This window comes from Sphingomonas sp. PvP018 (assembly GCF_017876865.1).
Lineage (GTDB): Bacteria > Pseudomonadota > Alphaproteobacteria > Sphingomonadales > Sphingomonadaceae > Sphingomonas > Sphingomonas aerolata.
Genome location: NZ_JAGIOU010000001.1, coordinates 3,046,865 through 3,064,522, shown reverse-complemented (window position 1 = coordinate 3,064,522; position 17,658 = coordinate 3,046,865). Strand labels below are relative to the sequence as shown.

The window sequence follows — 17,658 nt, the reverse complement described above, 5'->3', positions numbered from 1 at the left end:
CAGCGAAAGGTGAAACACCCGCCGCCACTATTCGAAGGCATCAAGGCATGGAGATGGCGACGCAATCCACGCCCCCGACCGATACGGCGCAATCGAGCGCCTATGACGCGACACGCCATGCCGAGCGCTGGATCGCCGACTATTGCGCGCGCAGCACCGCCGCCGACATGCTCTGCCCCGCCGCCGACGGCAGTATCGACCCCGCCTGGACCGCGACCTTCGCCGAGCTCGCGATGGTCGCCTCGGACGATCTCGGCCATGTCCGCGAACGCGTCCAGCGTCACGCGGTCGATATCGGCACCGGCTTCCGCATCGCCGACGAACCCGACGAGCGCCCTTGGCCCGTCTCCCCCGTCCCGCTGCTGATCGAGGCGGACGCGTGGGCGCGGATCGCCGCGGGCGTGGTCCAGCGCGCGACGCTGATGGAAACGGTGATCGCCGATCTGTACGGCGAGGGAAAGCTGGTCGCGGACGGCCATATCCCCGCCGCGCTCGTCACCGGCAGCCCGTTCTTCTTGCGGCCGATGGTCGGGCTCGACCCGCCCGGCGGCCGCCATCTCGATTTCATCGCGATCGATCTCGGCCGCGGGCCCAGTGGCGAATGGCGCGTGCTCGCCGATCACCTGCGCGCACCCGCGGGCGCGGGATATGCGCTCGAGAACCGGCTCGCGGTCGGCCGCACGCTCGGCGGGTTGCAGGCCCGGTTGAACGTCCAGCGCCACGCGCCCTTCTTCGCCGCGTTCCGCGCGGGGCTGGCGGCGATGTGCAAGCGCACCGATCCCCGCATCGGGCTGCTCACCCCCGGCCGGTTCAACCCGAGCTATCCCGAACAGGCGCATCTCGCGCGCTATCTGGGGCTGCTGCTCGTCGAGGGCGCGGATCTCGCCGCGCTTGAGGACAAGCTCTATGTCCGCACGATCGGCGGGCTGAAGCGGATCGACGCGCTTTGGCGGCGGCTCGATCCGCGGCTGCTCGATCCGCTGGCGTTCGACACGCATTCGCAGATCGGCGTGCCCGGCCTGATCGACGCCTATGCCGCCGGCAATGTCGTGCTGTCGAACGCGCCCGGCTCCGCGGTGCTCGAGGCCCCCGCCTTCTCCGCCTTCCTGCCGCAACTCGCGCGCACGATGCTCGGCGAAGACCTGCTGCTGCCCAACATCGCGACCTGGTGGTGCGGGCAGGACGCGGCGCGGACCGCGGTCGAGGCCGATCTCGACCGGCTGCTGATCGCCCCTGCCTATCACACCCGCCCGCTCGGCTTGCCCAACGGCGCGACCGCGGGTGCCGACATCACCGGCGCCGACCGTGCCGCGCTGCTCGCCGACATGGCCCGCCGGCCGCAGGATTATGTCGGGCAGGAGATCGTCCGCCTGTCGACCATGCCCGTCGTCGTCGGCGACACGCTCGAGCCGCGCCCGTTCACGCTGCGCGTCTTTGCGGCACGCGGCGGCGACGGCGAATGGACCGTGCTGCCCGGCGGGTTCGCGCGGATCGGCGAGCACCCAGACGCGCGCGCCGCGGTGATGGGTGAGGGCATCTGGTCCGCCGATGTCTGCGTCTATGGGCCCGACCCGGTCGCACCCGTCTCGCTGCTTACCGCGCCCGATTCGCTCCACGTCCGCCGCAATCCCGGCACGCTGCCCAGCCGCGTCGCGGACAATTTCTACTGGCTCGGCCGCTATCTCGAGCGCGGCGAGGCGTTGCTCGCCGCGATCCGCGTCATGCTCGGCAACTCGATCGACGCGGACGGCGGTGCGGTGCTGTCTGCGCAGACCGTCGGCAAGCTCGTCGGGCTGATCGTCGGCAGCGGTGCCGCACCGCATCCCCCCGCGCTGCGTCGCGCCGACCTGACCGCGTTCGCGCGCACCGCGATGGAGGACGAGGGGTGGCAGTCGGTCGCGACGATCAACCGCCATGCGCGTGCGATCGGCGAGGGATCGCGCGACCGGCTGTCCTCGGACATGGTCCGGCTGCTCGAGGCGCCCTTCCCCACGCATCGCGGGATGCTCGAGCGCGCCGGTTCGCTCCAGCGCCGCTATGCCGCGATCGCCGGGCTGTCCGCCGAGCATATGGGACGGACCGCGGCATGGCGGTTCCACGATCTCGGCCGCCGGATCGAGCGTGCGATGGCGATGGCCCGCGCGATCCGGCTGTTCGGCATGCCTGGCGCCTCGCCCGACGACCTGTCGGTGCTGCTCGACCTCGCCGACAGCCAGATCACCTATCGCCAGCGCTATCCCACGGGAATCGCCCGCGTGCCGGTCATGGATCTCGTCGCGCTCGACCCCGGCAACCCGCGCAGCCTCGCCTTCTCCGCCGACCGCATCGCCGCCCGGCTCGCCGAGCTGCCGGTGCTGAGCGACGACGAGATGGCCGAACCGCAACAGGCTCAGGCGACCGCACTCATGGCGATCGTGATGACCGCGACCGCCGCCGAGCTGGACGCGGATACGCTGGGCGACGTCGAACGCCGGCTGGCGGGCGTGTCGGACGCGCTGGCGAGACGCTATTTCCTCCAAGGCGCAGAGCCGCTCCGCACCAGCGAACTGACGCTCGCATGATCTACGACATCCGCCACGTCACCACCTTCGACTATGGCGCGAGCGTCAAGTTCGCGCGCTGCAACCTCCGGCTGAAGCCCATCGACTGGCCCGGCCAGCGGCTCGACGACTACACGCTCTCGGTCCATCCCGCGGGACGCGTCAGCTCCGCGCGCGCCGAGGCGGGGCTCGCCAACGTCACGCGGCTGGTGGTCGACAGCCCGGTGCGCCACCTGACGATCGAGAGCCGGTCGCGGATCACGGTCGACCGGCTCGTCCCCGTCCCCGCCGTTGGCGACCCGACGCTCGCCGAGATCGCGGCGTTGGCGCGCGCGAGCACCGACCTGTCCGCGGCGAGCCCCGCCACCTATCTCTATCCCTCGCCGCTGATCCCGCTCGACCATGCGATCGCCGATTATTGCGCGGCCGACCTCGACCCCGCGCGTGGCGCGCTGGAGGCGGGGATCGCGCTCGCCCGCCGAATCCAGCGCGAATTCGTGTTCGATGCGGATGCGACGCTCGTCGACACGCCGCCGCACGAGGCGTTTCTCCACCGCAAGGGCGTGTGCCAGGATTTCGCGCAGATCATGATCACCGGCCTGCGCGCCGCCGGCCTGCCCGCCGCCTATGCGTCCGGCTATATCCGCACCATCCCGCCCGCAGGCCAGCCGCGGCTGGTCGGCGCGGATGCGACGCATGCCTGGGTGCTGCTGTGGTGCGGGCCGGTGCACGGCTGGGTCGGGATGGATCCGACCAACGGCATCTGGATGGCCAGCGACCATATCGTCATGGCGGTCGGCCGCGACTATGCCGAGATCGCACCGGTCGACGGTGTGGTGCTGGGCTCGGGCGCGCAAAGCATGGACGTCAGCGTCGACGTCGCGCCGCTGGACGAGGCACCGGTCCGGGTCGCCGGGTAACCTGCTTCACGGTCGTCATCCCCGCAGAGGCGGGGACCCATATACTCGAACGGTTGCGATACTCTCGCGGCATGGGTTCCCCCCTGCGCGGGAATGACGAGACGCGCGTCAGTCCTTACCCTCATGCGGGTTTGGATAGGACCCGCCGCCGCTCTCGCCGCCCTTGTCCTTGGCCGGCGCATCGTTCACCCCGTCCTTCTGCTTGGCACCATCATCGCCCTCGGGCACGCCCTGCATCGGTTGCTTGTCAGCCATCATCGTCTCCTCTCGCCCGCCAAACGCACGGCACGGGAATTGCGTTGCGCCCGCAGCGGCCCCACATAGACGCGCAAGACAGAGTGGGGACCTAAGTGGCCGATCCGTACAAGACCCTGGGCGTTGCCCGCGACGCGAACGAAGCCGACATCAAGAAGGCGTATCGCAAGCTCGCCAAGGAGCTTCATCCCGACCGCAACAAGGACAATCCGAAGGCATCGGAAAAGTTCAGCCAGGTCACCAACGCGTACGACCTGCTGAACGACAAGGACAAGCGCGCGCGCTTCGATCGCGGCGAGATCGACGGCGACGGAAACCCCGCCGCGCCGTTCGGTTTCGGCGGAGGCGGCGGCGGACGTCCTCAGCCCGGCGGCGGCTTTCGCAGCGAAGGCTATGAGAGCGGCGGCCCCGACATGAGCGACATCTTCGAAGGGCTGTTCGGCGGCGCCCAGCGCGGCGGTGGCGGCGGGTTCGCGAGCGGCTTCGGTCGGCGCCCGCAGCCCAAGGGCGAAAACGTCGCCTATCGCCTGCAGGTCCCGTTCGTCGACGCGGCGACACTCGAGCCCCAGCGCGTCACGCTCTCCGATGGCAAGACGCTCGATCTGAAACTGCCCGCAGGCGTCGAGAGTGGCACGCAGATGAAGCTTAGCGGCAAGGGCGAGCAGGGCCCGGGCGGCGCGGGCGACGCGATCCTGACGATCGATGTCCAGCCCCACCGCTTCTTCACGCGCGACGGCGACGACGTTCGCATCGACCTGCCGATCAGCCTTGCCGAGGCGGTGCTCGGCGGCTCGATCAAGGCGCCGACGGTCGAAAAGCCGGTCATGCTGACGATCCCCAAGGGCACGACCTCGGGCAAGACGCTGCGCCTCAAGGGCAAGGGCTTCCACAAGAAAACCGGTGGCCGCGGCGATCAGCTCGTCACGCTGATGATCGACATTCCGGCCGACAACAAGGCGCTTGCCGACTTCGTCGAGGGCTGGGCGAAGAGCAATACCGGGAACCCGCGGGGGGCCATGGGCGTCTGAACGCCTTGTGAACGACAGCAATCTTACGCCCGAGGCGCGCGCCCATGATCATGGCGGCACGCGCCGGCGCCTCAATCGCGGCATGGCGAAGGTCAAGCCGGGCAGCCATGCGTTCGAGGTCGTCAAGCGCGCCGCGGTCGGCGTGTTCAACGACGGCTTCATCCACGCGGGCAATCTCGCCTATCTCGCGCTGATGACGGTGTTCCCGTTCTTCATCGTGGCCGCGGCGATCCTGTCGCTGTTCGGGCAGAGCACCGAGACGATCCGTGCGGTCGAGTCCTTCCTGAACGTCCTGCCACCCAACGTCGCCGACCTGTTGCGCAAGCCGATCGCCGACGTGCTGGCGGCGCGTACCGGGTCGTTGCTGTGGCTCGGCGCGCTGGTCGGGCTGTGGACCGTCGGCAGCTTTGTCGAGACGATCCGCGACATCTTCCACCGCGCCTACGGGATCAAGGCCACCGCCCCCTTCTGGAAATCGCGGCTCGGATCGTCCGCGGTGATCGTCGGCTCGGTGATCATGGCGCTGCTCTCCTTCCTGGTGCAGGGCATCCTGACCGCGGCCGAACAGTTCATCTACCGCCTCGTTCCCTTCGCGCAGGACGCCGCCGGATGGGTCGGCCTGTCCCGCCTGATTCCCGGTCTGCTGATGTTCGGCGCGCTGTATTTGCTGTTCTACTCGGTAACGCCGTCGCGCTATCGCTATTCGAAATGCCGCAAATGGCCCGGCGCGCTCTTCACCGCCGTCTGGTGGATCAGCGCGACCGCATTGCTGCCGATCGTCCTGTCGAGCCTGGGTGGCTATGACCTGACCTATGGCAGCCTGGCGGGCGTCGTTATCATGCTGCTGTTCTTCTACGTCATCGGTCTGGGGCTGGTATTCGGGGCGCATTTGAACGCGGCACTGGCGGAACCCCTCGAAACAGCGCTAGAGCAACCGGCTGACGAGGTAGAGGCGAAGGCGAGAACGGCGTGAACGGTTTGATGGCGGGCAAGCGTGGGTTGATCATGGGGCTGGCGAACGACAAGTCGCTGGCCTGGGGAATCGCCAAGAAGCTGTCCGAGGCCGGCGCGGAGCTCGCGTTCAGTTATCAGGGCGAGACGATGGAGAAGCGCGTCCGCCCGCTCGCCGAGCAATTGGGCGTCGCGCGGCTGTTCGACTGCGACGTCTCCGACATGGGTGCGCTCGACGCGACTTTCGCCAAGCTGGCAGAGGAATGGCCGACGATCGATTTCGTCGTCCACGCGATCGGCTTTTCGGACAAGAACGAGCTGCGCGGGCGGTTCGTCGACACCAGCCTCGACAACTTCCTGATGACGATGAACATCAGCGTCTATTCGTTCGTCGCGGTCGCGCAGCGGGCGGCGAAGATGATGAACCCGGGCGGCTCGATGCTCACGCTCAGCTATTACGGCGCCGAGAAGGTCATCCCGCATTACAACGTCATGGGCGTCGCCAAGGCCGCGCTCGAGACGAGCGTGCAGTATCTCGCGGTCGATCTCGGCCGCGACAATATCCGCGTCAACGCGATCTCGGCCGGCCCGATCAAGACGCTGGCCGCGAGCGGGATCGGCGACTTCCGCCTGATCCTGAAGTGGAACGAATTGAACTCGCCGCTCAAGCGCAACGTGACGATCGACGATGTCGGCGGTGCGGGACTGTATCTGCTCAGCGACCTGGCATCGGGCGTCACGGGCGAAACCCACCATGTCGACGCCGGCTACAACGTGATCGGCATGAAAGCCGAAGACGCCCCCGACATCGCACTGGTGTAAACGGAAGAAGCACAGACTACCCCCTCTCCCTTCAGGGGAGAGGGAGGGGCCCGTGCGAAGCATGGGAGGGTGAGGGGATGAAACGGCCACCCGGCGTCGCAGCGCGAGACCGTCAACGCGATGCACGCAAAGCGCCCACCGAACCCGAACATCGCCTCTGGCAAATCCTCCGAAACCGCCAGCTGGCCGGCCTCAAATTCCGCCGCCAAGTCTGGATCGGTTCCTATATCGTCGACTTTCTTTGCGCCGAGATTGCGCTCGTCGTCGAAATCGACGGCGATACCCACGCCAGCACCGATGCGCAGGCCTATGACAAACGCCGAACCACGTTATTAGAAGCCGAAGGCTACCGGATATGCCGGTTCGGGAATGATGACGTGATGACGAATATCGATGGTGTGGCGGCGGCGATCGTCGCCCGCGCCAATACCCCCTCACCCTCCCACCGCGTTGCGGCGGGCCCCTCCCTCTCCCCCGAGGGGAGAGGGTTTTGAGCGTCAACAGCTTCGGGCGGATGTTCCGCTTCACCACCTGGGGCGAGTCCCACGGACCCGCGCTCGGCGCGGTGGTCGACGGTTGCCCCCCCGGCATCCCCCTCACCGAAGCCGACATCCAGCCCTGGCTCGACAAGCGCCGCCCCGGCACCTCGCGCTTCACCACGCAGCGGCGCGAGCCCGATGCCGTGCGCATCCTCTCGGGCGTGTTCAACGGCCGCACGACGGGCACGCCGATCAGCCTGATGATCGAGAATGTCGACCAGCGCTCGAAGGACTATTCGGACGTCGCCAAGGCCTATCGTCCCGGCCATGCTGATTATGCCTATGACGCCAAATACGGTTTCCGCGATTATCGCGGCGGCGGCCGGTCGTCGGCGCGCGAGACCGCGGCGCGCGTCGCCGCCGGCGCAGTCGCGCGGCTCGTCGTGCCCCAGGTCCGCGTCCGCGCCTGGGTCGAGGCGATCGGCGGCGACGCCATCGACCCGGCGAACTTCGACGACGCACAGATCGACCAGAACCCGTTCTTCTGCCCCGATGCCGAAGCGGCCTTGCGCTGGGAAGCGCTGGTCGACGCCGCGCGCAAGGCGGGATCGTCGCTCGGCGCGGTGATCGCGTGCGAGGCGACCGGCGTCCCCGCGGGCTGGGGCGCGCCGCTCTATGCCAAGCTCGATGCCGAACTCGCCTCGGCCTGCATGAGCATCAACGCGGTCAAGGGGATCGAGATCGGCGACGGGTTCGCCGCCGCCGCACTGTCGGGTGAGGCCAATGCCGACCCCATGCGACCGGGCGCAGAAGGCCCCGAATTTCTGGCCAACCATGCCGGCGGGATTGCCGGCGGGATCGCCACCGGCCAGCCGATCCGCCTGCGGGTCGCGTTCAAGCCGACCAGCTCGATCCTCACCCCCGTCGAGACGATCAGTCCGTCCGGCGAGGCCGCGACGATCGCTACCAAGGGCCGCCACGACCCCTGCGTGGGCATCCGCGGCGTGCCCGTCGTCGAGGCAATGGTCGCACTTGTCCTTGCCGATCAGGCGCTGCTCCACCGCGGCCAATGCGGCTGACCGGGGAACATAAGTCGAACCGGAACGCTGTGTCTCCAACACGATAGGAGAGAAACATGCGTATTCTGACCTCGATCGCAGCGGCAGCCCTGATCCTTCCGGCCGCCGCCATGGCCCAGACCACCGGCGGTACCGCAGGTGGCACTATGGGCGGCACGATGGGCGGCGGCACGACTGGTGGTACAATGGGCGGTACCATGGGTAGCGGCACCACCGGCGGCGCGATGGGCGGCATGTCCACGGGACCGACGACGCAGTCGGGCACCACGGCGACCGATTCCGCGACCCAGACCCGCACGCAGCGCGGCACCCGCGCCCGTAGCCGCACGCGCGGCACGACGGCTACGACCACGGGTCCCGATACGGTGACCGGCACCGGCACCACGACCGGCACGACCTCAGGTTCGATGTCGACTGGCAGCACCGGCCCGGGCACCATGGGTGGAACAATGGGCGGAACGGCCGCAGGTGGTACCATGGGCGGTTCGGCAACGACCGGCGGGACCGTGGGCGGCACGCCGCCACGCTGAGCCACACGGGCTGATCCAAAAAAAAGGCCGGGCAATCGCCCGGCCTTTTTCATGTCAGCGATCGTCGCATCAGTCCGAGAACGGATCCCGTACCAGGATCGTGTCCGCCCGCTCCGGGCTGGTCGAGACCAGCGCCACCGGGCAGCGGATCAGCTCCTCGATACGCCGGATATACTTTATCGCCTGCGCCGGCAGATCGGCCCAGCTGCGCGCACCGGCAGTGGTTTCCTGCCAGCCCTCCATTGTCTCGTAGATCGGCTCGACCAGCGCCTGGTCGGCCGCATGCGCCGGGAAGTAATCGAGCGTCTCGCCGCGCAGACGATAGCCGGTGCAGATCGAAACCGTCTCGAACCCGTCGAGCACGTCGATCTTGGTCAGGGCGATCCCGGTGATGCCGCCGACCGCCGCCGACTGGCGCACCAGCACCGCGTCGAACCAGCCGCAGCGACGCTTGCGCCCCGTCACCGTCCCGAACTCATGCCCGCGCACACCGAGCCGCTCGCCGGTCTCGTTCTCGAGCTCGGTCGGGAACGGCCCCGACCCGACCCGCGTCGTGTACGCCTTGGCGATCCCGAGCACGAACCCGACTGCACTTGGCCCGAGACCCGAACCGCCCGCCGCAGCGCCTGCAATCGTGTTCGACGAGGTGACGAACGGATAGGTGCCGTGATCGACGTCCAGCAGCACGCCCTGCGCACCCTCGAACAGGATCCGCTTGCCGGCCGAGCGCGCCGCGTTCAGGTCGCGCCACACGGGCTTGGCGAACGGCAGGACGAAGCCGGCAATCTCGCGCAGCTCGGCGATCAGCGCCGCACGGTCGATCGGCGGCTCGCCGAACCCGGCGCGCAGCGCGTCGTGATGCGCGGTCAGACGGTCGAGCTGCGGCCCCAGATCGTCGAGATGCGCCAGGTCGCACACGCGGATCGCACGGCGACCGACCTTGTCCTCATAGGCCGGACCGATGCCACGACGTGTCGTGCCGATCTTGCCCGCGCCGCTCGCATCCTCGCGCAGACCGTCGAGATCGCGGTGGAACGGCAGGATCAGCGCGCAGGTATCGGCGATGCGCAGCGTCTCGGGCGTCGCGACGACACCCTGTGCGCCGAGCCGCGCGATCTCGTCCTTGAGCGCCCAGGGATCGAGCACCACGCCGTTGCCGATGAACGACGGCGTGCCGCGGACGATGCCCGACGGCAGCAGCGACAGCTTGTACACATTCTCGCCGACGACGAGCGTGTGGCCGGCATTGTGGCCACCCTGGAACCGCACGACCATGTCGGCCCGCTCGGCGAGCCAGTCGACGATCTTGCCCTTGCCTTCGTCGCCCCATTGCGCGCCGATGACTGCTACGTTGGCCAAACTCTATCTCCTGAGAATTACCCGCAGCGCCTACAGCGCGCGGGGCGCATCCGCCACCCAAAGATGCGTGCAGACCTGCGCTTCGGGGGTATCGCCCGCGTCGAGCGCGGCGACCGTGACCCAGCCCTGCGCCCGCATCGCCGCACCGTCGGCCGCCGGCGTACCCAGCGGCAGGAACAGGCGGCGACGATCGACGCTGACGACCCGGTCGACCAGCGGGTCGGCAAACAGCGAGAAGCCCGTTGCCGCTTCCTCGGCACCGCTCTCATGCACCACGGTATAGGTGCCGCCACGCCCGACCTCGCGCGCGCTGCCATCCGCGAACAGCGAGAAGCCGAGCCAGGTCTGATATTCGAACCCGTGCCGCTCGGTCGGGTCGAGCGTCAGGGCGACGCGGCCATCGAGCGCCGTGGCGATCCGCGTGAGCGCGTCGAGCCGCGACGCGAGCGCGCCCGTCGTATCGAACATCCGCAGCCGCTCCATCGCCGGTTCGAACGGCCCCGCCGCCTCGATCAGCGGCAGATAGGCGGGCGCGAGCGCGGCGACCGCGCCGGCATCCTTCGCGTCGAGCCGGTCGCGCAGCGTCGCGACCTGGTCGGGCGCGACCGGCAGCGGACCCGCCGCGAGCGTCGACACCAGATCGGGCAGCGTGAAGTCGATCGACGCGCCGCGGACCTCCGCCGCACCGAGCATGTCGACCGCGACCGCAACGACCTCCTGCGCGGCGGCGACCGAATCGAGCCCGATCAGCTCGCAGCCGATCTGCCGCGTCTCGCGCGCGGGCGCGAGCTGCGACGCGCGCAGCTTGAGCACCGAGCCGGCATAGCTCAGCCGCACCGGCCGCGGGTGATGCCCCATCCGCGTGGCCGCGATCCGCGCGACCTGAGCGGTGATGTCGGGACGGATCGCGAGCGTACGCTGCGACACCGGATCGACGAACCGCACCGCATCATGCAGCCCGCCCGCCTTCAGTCGCATTTCAAGGCCGTCGGCAAATTCGGCCAGCGGCGGATCGACGCGCTCATAGCCGTGCAGGCGTGCAGCCTCGAGCACACGCGCCTCAAGCGCGGCTGCCGAATCGGCGAAGGGGGGCAGGCGGTCTCGAAAACCTTCGGGGAGCAAAGCAGTCATGCGCGTGCCTCTAACCACTTCGCCCCCCGTTCGCGAGCCTTAGAAGTTGATACCCATCGCGGTCTTAACCCCCGGCAGCGCGCGCACCTTCGTCAGCAGCTCCGGCGTCACCGCCTCGTCGACCGACAGCAGCAGCACCGCCTCGCCGCCCGCCTGGCGGCGGCCGAGATGGAAGGTGCCGATATTGACCCCCGCCTCGCCCAGCGCCGTCCCGAGACGACCGATGAACCCCGGCGCATCCTCGTTGACGACATAGAGCATCGGCCCCGCCAGATCCGCCTCGATCTTGATGCCGAGCAGTTCGACCAGACGCGGCGCCGAATCGCCGAACAGCGTGCCCGCGACCGAGCGCTCGCCATCCTCGGTCCTGACCGAGACGCGCAGCAGCGTGTGGTAATCCGCCTCGCGCTCGGTCCGCACCTCACGCACCTCGAGCCCGCGTTCGCGCGCCAGTACGGGGGCATTGACCATGTTGACGGTGGCGGTCTGCGTCTGGAGATAGCCCGCCAGCACCGCACTGGTGATCGGCTTGGGGTTCAGCTCGGCCGCCGCGCCCTCGGTATGCACCGAGATCCGCGTCACCGCGCCATGCGTCAGCTGCCCGACCAGCGCACCGAGCTTTTCCGCCAGCGCCATGTACGGCTTCAGCTTGGGCGCTTCCTCCGCCGACAGCGACGGCATGTTGAGCGCGTTGGTGACGCCGCCCGACATCAGGAAATCGGCCATCTGCTCGGCGACCTGGATCGCGACATTGACCTGCGCCTCGGTCGTCGACGCGCCGAGATGCGGCGTGCTGATGAAGTTCGGCGTGTTGAACAAGGGCGAGGCCTTGGCGGGCTCCTCGACGAACACGTCGAGCGCGGCGCCGCCGACCTGGCCTGAATCGAGTGCCGCCTTCAGCGCGACCTCGTCGATCAGGCCGCCGCGTGCGCAGTTGATGATCCGCACGCCCTTCTTGGTCTTGGCGAGCGCCCCGGCCGAGAGGATGTTGCGCGTCTGGTCGGTCAGCGGCGTGTGCAGCGTGATGAAGTCGGCACGTGCGAGCAGCTCGTCGAGCGTGACCTTCTCGACACCGATCTCGATCGCACGCTCGGGCGTCAGGAACGGATCGAACGCGACGACCTTCATCTTGAGCCCGCGCGCACGGTCGGCGACGATCGAGCCGATATTGCCCGCGCCGATCAGCCCGAGCGTCTTCGACGTCAGCTCGACACCCATGAAGCGGTTCTTCTCCCACTTGCCCGCCTGGGTCGAGGCGTCGGCTTCGGGCAGTTGGCGGGCGAGCGCGAACATCAGCGCGATCGCATGCTCGGCGGTGGTGATCGAGTTGCCGAACGGCGTGTTCATCACGACGACGCCCTTGGCCGATGCGGCGGGGATGTCGACATTGTCGACGCCGATGCCCGCGCGGCCGACGACCTTGAGGTTGGTCGCGTGCTCGAGGATCTCCTTGGTGACCTTGGTCGAACTGCGGATCGCGAGACCGTCATAGTCGCCGATCATCGCCATCAGTTCGGCGGGCGTCTTGCCGGTGATCTCGTCGACCTCGACGCCGCGCTCGCGGAAGATCTGGGCGGCGCGGGGATCCATTTTGTCGGAAATGAGGACTTTTGGCATGTGCTGTACCTTCGCTAACAGCCGTCATCCCCGCGTAGGCGGGGATCCATAATCACTGACGGCAGAGTATATGGGTTCCCGCCTCCGCGGGAATGACGGACTTCAACCCGCCTTGGCGGTCGCGTAGGTCCAGTCGAGCCACGGCCCGAGCGCGACGATATCGGCGGTGTCGACGGTCGCGCCGCACCAGATGCGCAACCCCGGCGGCGCGTCGCGGTAGCCCGCCACGTCATACGCAGCCCCCGCCTTTTCGAGCGCGGCGGCCATCGCCTTGATCATCGCCTCGTCCGCACCCTCGACCGTCAGGCAGACGCTCGTCTTCGACCGCGTCGCCGGATCAGCGGCGAGATGGCCGAGCCAGTCGCGCTCCGCGACGATCGTGTCCAGAGCCGCCGCATTCGCGTCCGACCGCGCGATCAGCCCGTCCTCGCCGAGCGACTTCGCCCATTCGAGGCTGAAGATCGCGTCCTCGACGGCCAGCATCGACGGCGTGTTGATCGTCTCGCCCTTGAACACGCCCTCGGCGAGCTTGCCCTTCGACACGAGGCGGAACACCTTCGGCAACGGCCAGGCGGGCGTGTAGCTCTCGAGCCGCTCGACCGCGCGCGGGCCGAGGATCAGCACGCCGTGCGCGCCCTCGCCGCCGAGCACTTTCTGCCATGAGAAGGTCGCGACATCGATCTTGGTCCAGTCGATGTCATAGGCGAACACGCCCGACGTCGCGTCGGCGAACGACAGGCCTTCTCGGTCGTCGGGGATCCAGTCCGCGTTCGGCACGCGCACGCCGCTGGTGGTGCCGTTCCAGGTGAACAGCACGTCGTTTGACCAGTCGACCGAGTCCAGATCGGGCAGCTGGCCGTAATCGGCGCGCACCACGGTCGGGTCGATCTTGAGCTGCTTGACCGCATCGGTCACCCAGCCCTCGCCGAAGCTTTCCCAGGCGAGCGCGGTGACGGGCTTGGCGCCCAGCATCGTCCACATCGCCATTTCGTACGCGCCGGTGTCGGAGCCGGGGACGATGCCGATGCGGTGCGTATCGGGGAGCTTCAGCAGTTCGCGCATCAGGTCAATGCTGTACTGGAGGCGGGTCTTGCCGATCTTCGAGCGATGCGAGCGACCGAGCGAATCGGTGGCGAGCTTGTCCGCGGACCAGCCCGGAGGCTTCGCGCAGGGACCGCTGGAGAAAAAGGGGCGTGCCGGCTTGGTTGCAGGCAGCACAGGCGCACCTGTGGCGGTAGCGTAGGTCGTATCAGTCATGTATCTCTCCTCACAGAGAGCACGCGCGGCGTTGGGACCGCGTGGCCCGTCGCCGGCCCTAACGACGTGGCGCGGCGAGTCAACCTTGTCCGCGCATGCGCTCCCGTCGCCACGCTCCCCCGTTCGCCCCGAGCGAAGTCGAAGGGCCGTGCCGCACACGCCCACGCCTCGACTCGCCGCAACGCCGCCCCGCAACGCGTGACAAGCCGGTGCCACGCGGGGATGATGGCCCCATGTACCGCGTCCTTTACCCTGTCCTGCTCGCGCTCGCGCCCATTCTCGCGCTTGCCGCCTGCGGCCGCGCCGATCGCCCCGCCGCACCGCAACAGACCCGCCCCAACCTCTCGGTCCCGAGCAACCGCGAGACCGCGCAATGCCTCGCCGACCTGCGCCAGCTCCACGTCTCGTTCCAGCTCCTGCCCGACCGCGAAACCGGTCCCGGCTGCGGGCTCGCGGGCACCGTCAAGCTGGTCGATATCGGCGTCCCGGTCGCCAACCTCACCGCAGTCCGCTGCGGCGCGGCGCGCGCGCTGATCGGCTGGACGCGCAACGCGGTCGCCCCCGCCGCCTATCAGATGCTCGGCAGCGAACTCGCGCGGATCGACAGCATGGGCAGCTATGCCTGCCGCAACGTCGTCGGTTCGGCTCGCAACGCGAGCCGCCGCTCGGGCCATGCGGTCGCCAACGCAGTCGATATCGGCGGGTTCGTGCTGAAGGACGGACGACGGATCAGCATCCTGAATGACTGGTCGTCGCCCGACCCGCAGGTTCGCCAATTCCTCCAGACGATCCGCGCCTCGGCCTGCAAGCGGTTCGGGACGGTGCTCAGCCCCGACTATAACGCCGCGCACCGCAACCACCTCCACCTCGAGGACGATCGCGCGAATTTCTGCCGCTAGTACACCGGTCTAGCCCTGCGCACGGCTTTCGACTAAATCCGCCGAAATGACAGATACCCGCATTCCCTCACGCGTTTTCGCGAACGCCAGCCAGGACGCTGAAACCGCCCGCGAGATCGTTTCCACGCCGCAGACCCAGCATCCGCATTACCGGCTCGCCTTCCAGGACATGGACTTCCTGCTCCGCGAAGACCTTCGTCCGGTGCGGTTCCAGCTCGAGCTGCTCAAGACCGAACTGGTGCTCGAGGAAGCGAAGATCGCCTCGACCTTCGTCTTCTACGGCTCGGCGCGCATTCCCGAGCCCGCCAAGGCACAGGCGCTGCTCGAACTCGCCAGCGACGAAAAGTCGAAGAAGATCGCCGAGCGGCTGGTCGAGAAGTCGAAATATTACGACGTCGCGCGCGAGCTCGCCGCCAAGGTCAGCGTCCTGCCCCGCGACGAGCGCGGCTGGCGTCAGTTCGTGGTGTGCTCGGGCGGCGGCCCGTCGATCATGGAAGCAGCGAACCGCGGCGCGACCGATGTCGGCGCCGAATCGATCGGGCTGAACATCGTCCTGCCGCATGAGCAGGCCCCCAACCCGTACGTCACCCCGTCGCTGTCGGTGCAGTTCCACTATTTCGCGCTGCGCAAGATGCACTTCCTGCTCCACGCCCGCGCGCTGGCGGCGTTCCCGGGCGGGTTCGGCACGTTCGATGAACTGTTCGAACTGCTGACGCTGATCCAGACGGGCAAGATCCAGCCGATCCCCGTGCTGCTGTTCGGTCGCCAGTTCTGGGAGCGCGTGGTGAATTTCGACGCGCTGGTCGAGGAAGGAGTGGTCAGCGAAAAGGACCTGTCGATCTTCCGCTATGTCGAGACCGCAGATGAAGCCTGGGCCGCGGTCCAGTCCTTCTACCGCGAGCGCGCTGCGGCCGAAGCCGCAGAGGCCGCAGGAGCCTGACCCTCTGCCCCCTCTCCCCTCGGGGGGGAGGGCCGGGGTGATGGGCCGCCAGGCAGCGCACACCCCGCAGCAGCCCCTCTCCTCACCGAGGAGAGGGAGCCGCGATTACTGCTCCGTCCGCGCACCCTTGCGTGCGGCTTCCGGATCGACCGACGGCGCACCCGAAGCCGCCGTACCGGTGTTCGCGATATCGGCGGTATCGCCGCCATTCTCGACCGCAGCCTCGGCGGCGTTGGCGGTCGCAGGCTGATCTCCAGCGGCAGCGGGTTCTGCACCGGCGGCAGGCGCTGCCGGCAAGGGCAGGTTCGACCCCTGCTGGTTGAGATACAGGATCACGTTCGCGCGGTCCTCGGCGCTGCCCAATCCGGCAAAGGTCATCTTGGTGCCCGGCGCGAACTTGCGCGGGCTGGTCAGCCACGCGTTCATCTTGTCGAAGTCCCACTTGCCGCCGACGCCCTTCAGCGCGTCGGTGAAGGCATAGCCGCCCTTGCCCTGCGCGATCCCCTCGCCCAGCGTCGCGTACAGGTTCGGACCGATCCCGTTCGCGCCGCCCTGGTTGATCGTGTGGCACGCGGCGCACTTCTTGAAGACCTCGGCGCCCTTGGCAGCATCGGCGGTCGGCAGCAGCGACGCGATCGCCACCTCGGCAGCGCCACCGCCGGCACCCTCCTCGACGACGCCCTCGATCGCATAGCCCATCTTCTCGGGGCGCTCGCCGTGGAACAACATGCCCCCCACGATCGACAGCCCAAGCGCCGCACCACAACCTGCGAGCACCCAGCCGGCGATCGTATTGGTCCTGTCGTCCATAAAGCGCACCCACCCCTATTTGATTTAGGACAGCCATAGAAAAGCCTGACCGACACCGCAAGCAAACGCTGCGCCCCGTCTTGCGCGGGCGCCGCGCGCCCTTGATTGCATCCAGCCCGCTGGCTACGCGCCGTGACGATGGAAAACTTCGCCGCCCCCGCCCGTCCGATCGTCGCGCGGATGACCCAAGCCGCGATAGCGGAGCCCGCGCGCGCGGTCGCGTTTCAGGGCGCGCCAGGCGCGAACAGCCATGTCGCGGCGACCGAGGCGTTTCCGGACGGCCTGCCGCTGCCCTGTTTCGACTTCGCCGATGCGATCGACGCGGTAAAGGACGGCCGCGCCGACTGCGCGATCATCCCGATCGAGAATTCGCTCCATGGTCGTGTCGCCGACATCCACTTCCTGCTCCCGGAATCGGGGCTGGTAATCACGGGGGAGCATTTCCTCCCGATCCGCCACGCGCTGATGGGCTGCGGTCCACGCGACGCCATTCGCCAGGCGATGAGCCATCCGCAGGCGCTCGGCCAGTGCCGCCACTGGCTCAAGGCGCACGGGATCGAGCCGGTGAGCTATCCCGATACCGCGGGCGCCGCGGCCAAGGTCGCCGAGCTTGCCGACCCGACGATCGCCGCGCTCGCGCCGCCCGCCGCCGCCGCGCTCTATGGGCTCGATCTGCTCGCGACCGACATTGCCGATGCCGATCACAACACGACCCGCTTCGTCACGCTCGCGCGCGGCGGCAAGCCACCGGCGGCGCAGGACCCGGCGGGCGGCGACTGGATGACGACGCTGATCTTCGAGGTCCGCAACGTCCCCGCCGCGCTCTACAAGGCGATGGGCGGCTTCGCGACCAACGGCGTCAACATGACCAAGCTGGAAAGCTATCAGCGCAACGGCAGCTTTGCCGCGACCGAATTCTACGCCGATGTGGTCGGCAAGCCAGGCGACGCCAATCTCGACCACGCGCTCGAGGAACTCGGCTTCCATTCGAAATGGCTTCGCGTTCTCGGCACCTACCGCCAGGCGCGCACGCGCGGCTGA

At 68.4% G+C, this 17,658-nt stretch carries 17 protein-coding genes; 11 read left to right on the top strand and 6 right to left on the bottom strand.

Going from position 1 to position 17,658, the window contains the following annotated elements:
- Positions 1–53 precede the first annotated feature (53 nt).
- Positions 54–2,561, top strand: coding sequence for a circularly permuted type 2 ATP-grasp protein (locus tag J3A66_RS13700; RefSeq protein ID WP_209569460.1), 2,508 nt, complete (start codon positions 54–56; stop codon positions 2,559–2,561).
- A complete protein-coding gene (locus J3A66_RS13695; protein ID WP_209569459.1) occupies positions 2,558–3,460 on the top strand; it encodes a transglutaminase family protein in 903 nt (300 codons plus the stop codon). Before J3A66_RS13700 ends, J3A66_RS13695 begins: the two co-directional genes overlap by 4 nt.
- 108 nt (positions 3,461–3,568) lie before the next feature.
- On the opposite strand, the gene J3A66_RS13690 is transcribed toward J3A66_RS13695, so the two are convergent.
- Positions 3,569–3,715, bottom strand: a complete 147-nt coding sequence (locus tag J3A66_RS13690) for a hypothetical protein (RefSeq protein ID WP_156360378.1) — start codon at positions 3,713–3,715, stop codon at positions 3,569–3,571.
- 95 nt (positions 3,716–3,810) lie between these two features.
- On the opposite strand from J3A66_RS13690, the gene J3A66_RS13685 reads away from it, so the two are divergent.
- The 6 genes from J3A66_RS13685 (at position 3,811) to J3A66_RS13660 (ending at position 8,604) form a co-directional block, all read left to right on the top strand.
- Positions 3,811–4,743 (top strand): J domain-containing protein, encoded by a 933-nt coding sequence (locus J3A66_RS13685; RefSeq protein WP_082451212.1) that lies wholly within the window; start codon positions 3,811–3,813, stop codon positions 4,741–4,743.
- Positions 4,744–4,750: 7 nt separating this feature from the next.
- Positions 4,751–5,716: a YihY/virulence factor BrkB family protein gene (locus J3A66_RS13680; RefSeq protein ID WP_201302627.1), complete on the top strand. Its 966-nt coding sequence runs from the start codon at positions 4,751–4,753 to the stop codon at positions 5,714–5,716.
- Complete coding sequence (gene fabI / locus J3A66_RS13675; protein WP_107930438.1) at positions 5,713–6,516, top strand: enoyl-ACP reductase FabI; 804 nt, start codon at positions 5,713–5,715, stop codon at positions 6,514–6,516. The genes J3A66_RS13680 and fabI overlap by 4 nt, the downstream gene beginning before the upstream one ends.
- A gap of 77 nt (positions 6,517–6,593) precedes the next feature.
- Positions 6,594–7,010, top strand: coding sequence for an endonuclease domain-containing protein (locus J3A66_RS13670; protein WP_209569456.1), 417 nt, complete (start codon positions 6,594–6,596; stop codon positions 7,008–7,010).
- Entirely contained in the window at positions 7,007–8,074 is a 1,068-nt protein-coding gene (gene aroC / locus J3A66_RS13665) for a chorismate synthase (protein ID WP_209569455.1), read from the top strand. Before J3A66_RS13670 ends, aroC begins: the two co-directional genes overlap by 4 nt.
- 56 nt (positions 8,075–8,130) lie before the next feature.
- The gene (locus tag J3A66_RS13660; RefSeq protein WP_209569453.1) at positions 8,131–8,604 is read left to right on the top strand and encodes a hypothetical protein; all 474 of its coding nucleotides are present in this window, start codon (positions 8,131–8,133) and stop codon (positions 8,602–8,604) included.
- A gap of 69 nt (positions 8,605–8,673) precedes the next feature.
- Here the strand turns inward: J3A66_RS13660 and J3A66_RS13655 are convergent, their stop codons facing one another.
- The 4 genes from J3A66_RS13655 to J3A66_RS13640 form a co-directional block, all read right to left on the bottom strand.
- On the bottom strand, positions 8,674–9,963 hold the full coding sequence (locus tag J3A66_RS13655) for an adenylosuccinate synthase (protein ID WP_031440105.1): 1,290 nt from the start codon (positions 9,961–9,963) through the stop codon (positions 8,674–8,676).
- Positions 9,964–9,993: 30 nt separating this feature from the next.
- A complete protein-coding gene (locus tag J3A66_RS13650) occupies positions 9,994–11,094 on the bottom strand; it encodes an ATP phosphoribosyltransferase regulatory subunit (RefSeq protein ID WP_107930444.1) in 1,101 nt (366 codons plus the stop codon).
- Positions 11,095–11,133: 39 nt separating this feature from the next.
- A complete protein-coding gene (gene serA / locus J3A66_RS13645) occupies positions 11,134–12,711 on the bottom strand; it encodes a phosphoglycerate dehydrogenase (protein WP_209569451.1) in 1,578 nt (525 codons plus the stop codon).
- Between the two features lie 102 nt (positions 12,712–12,813).
- On the bottom strand, positions 12,814–13,968 hold the full coding sequence (locus J3A66_RS13640) for a phosphoserine transaminase (RefSeq protein WP_209569448.1): 1,155 nt from the start codon (positions 13,966–13,968) through the stop codon (positions 12,814–12,816).
- A 233-nt stretch (positions 13,969–14,201) separates the two neighbouring features.
- Here J3A66_RS13640 and J3A66_RS13635 point away from each other — a divergent pair, with 233 nt between their 5' ends.
- Both J3A66_RS13635 and J3A66_RS13630 read left to right on the top strand, forming a co-directional pair.
- Positions 14,202–14,867, top strand: coding sequence for an extensin family protein (locus tag J3A66_RS13635; protein WP_056407193.1), 666 nt, complete (start codon positions 14,202–14,204; stop codon positions 14,865–14,867).
- A gap of 46 nt (positions 14,868–14,913) precedes the next feature.
- Entirely contained in the window at positions 14,914–15,807 is an 894-nt protein-coding gene (locus J3A66_RS13630; RefSeq protein WP_056407191.1) for a TIGR00730 family Rossman fold protein, read from the top strand.
- 105 nt (positions 15,808–15,912) lie between these two features.
- On the opposite strand, the gene J3A66_RS13625 is transcribed toward J3A66_RS13630, so the two are convergent.
- The gene (locus J3A66_RS13625; protein WP_031396507.1) at positions 15,913–16,617 is read right to left on the bottom strand and encodes a cytochrome c family protein; all 705 of its coding nucleotides are present in this window, start codon (positions 16,615–16,617) and stop codon (positions 15,913–15,915) included.
- A 138-nt stretch (positions 16,618–16,755) separates the two neighbouring features.
- Between J3A66_RS13625 and J3A66_RS13620 the strand changes: the two genes are divergently transcribed.
- Positions 16,756–17,658: a prephenate dehydratase gene (locus tag J3A66_RS13620; RefSeq protein ID WP_209570516.1), complete on the top strand. Its 903-nt coding sequence runs from the start codon at positions 16,756–16,758 to the stop codon at positions 17,656–17,658.

Coding starts and splice junctions, on each gene's coding strand:
- J3A66_RS13700 (WP_209569460.1), top strand. CDS start 54: ATGGCGACGCAATCCACGCCCCCGACCGATACGGCGCAATCGAGCGCC.
- J3A66_RS13695 (WP_209569459.1), top strand. CDS start 2,558: ATGATCTACGACATCCGCCACGTCACCACCTTCGACTATGGCGCGAGC.
- J3A66_RS13690 (WP_156360378.1), bottom strand. CDS start 3,715: ATGGCTGACAAGCAACCGATGCAGGGCGTGCCCGAGGGCGATGATGGT.
- J3A66_RS13670 (WP_209569456.1), top strand. CDS start 6,594: ATGAAACGGCCACCCGGCGTCGCAGCGCGAGACCGTCAACGCGATGCA.
- J3A66_RS13660 (WP_209569453.1), top strand. CDS start 8,131: ATGCGTATTCTGACCTCGATCGCAGCGGCAGCCCTGATCCTTCCGGCC.
- J3A66_RS13650 (WP_107930444.1), bottom strand. CDS start 11,094: ATGACTGCTTTGCTCCCCGAAGGTTTTCGAGACCGCCTGCCCCCCTTC.
- serA (WP_209569451.1), bottom strand. CDS start 12,711: ATGCCAAAAGTCCTCATTTCCGACAAAATGGATCCCCGCGCCGCCCAG.
- J3A66_RS13640 (WP_209569448.1), bottom strand. CDS start 13,968: ATGACTGATACGACCTACGCTACCGCCACAGGTGCGCCTGTGCTGCCT.
- J3A66_RS13635 (WP_056407193.1), top strand. CDS start 14,202: ATGTACCGCGTCCTTTACCCTGTCCTGCTCGCGCTCGCGCCCATTCTC.
- J3A66_RS13630 (WP_056407191.1), top strand. CDS start 14,914: ATGACAGATACCCGCATTCCCTCACGCGTTTTCGCGAACGCCAGCCAG.
- J3A66_RS13625 (WP_031396507.1), bottom strand. CDS start 16,617: ATGGACGACAGGACCAATACGATCGCCGGCTGGGTGCTCGCAGGTTGT.
- J3A66_RS13620 (WP_209570516.1), top strand. CDS start 16,756: ATGGAAAACTTCGCCGCCCCCGCCCGTCCGATCGTCGCGCGGATGACC.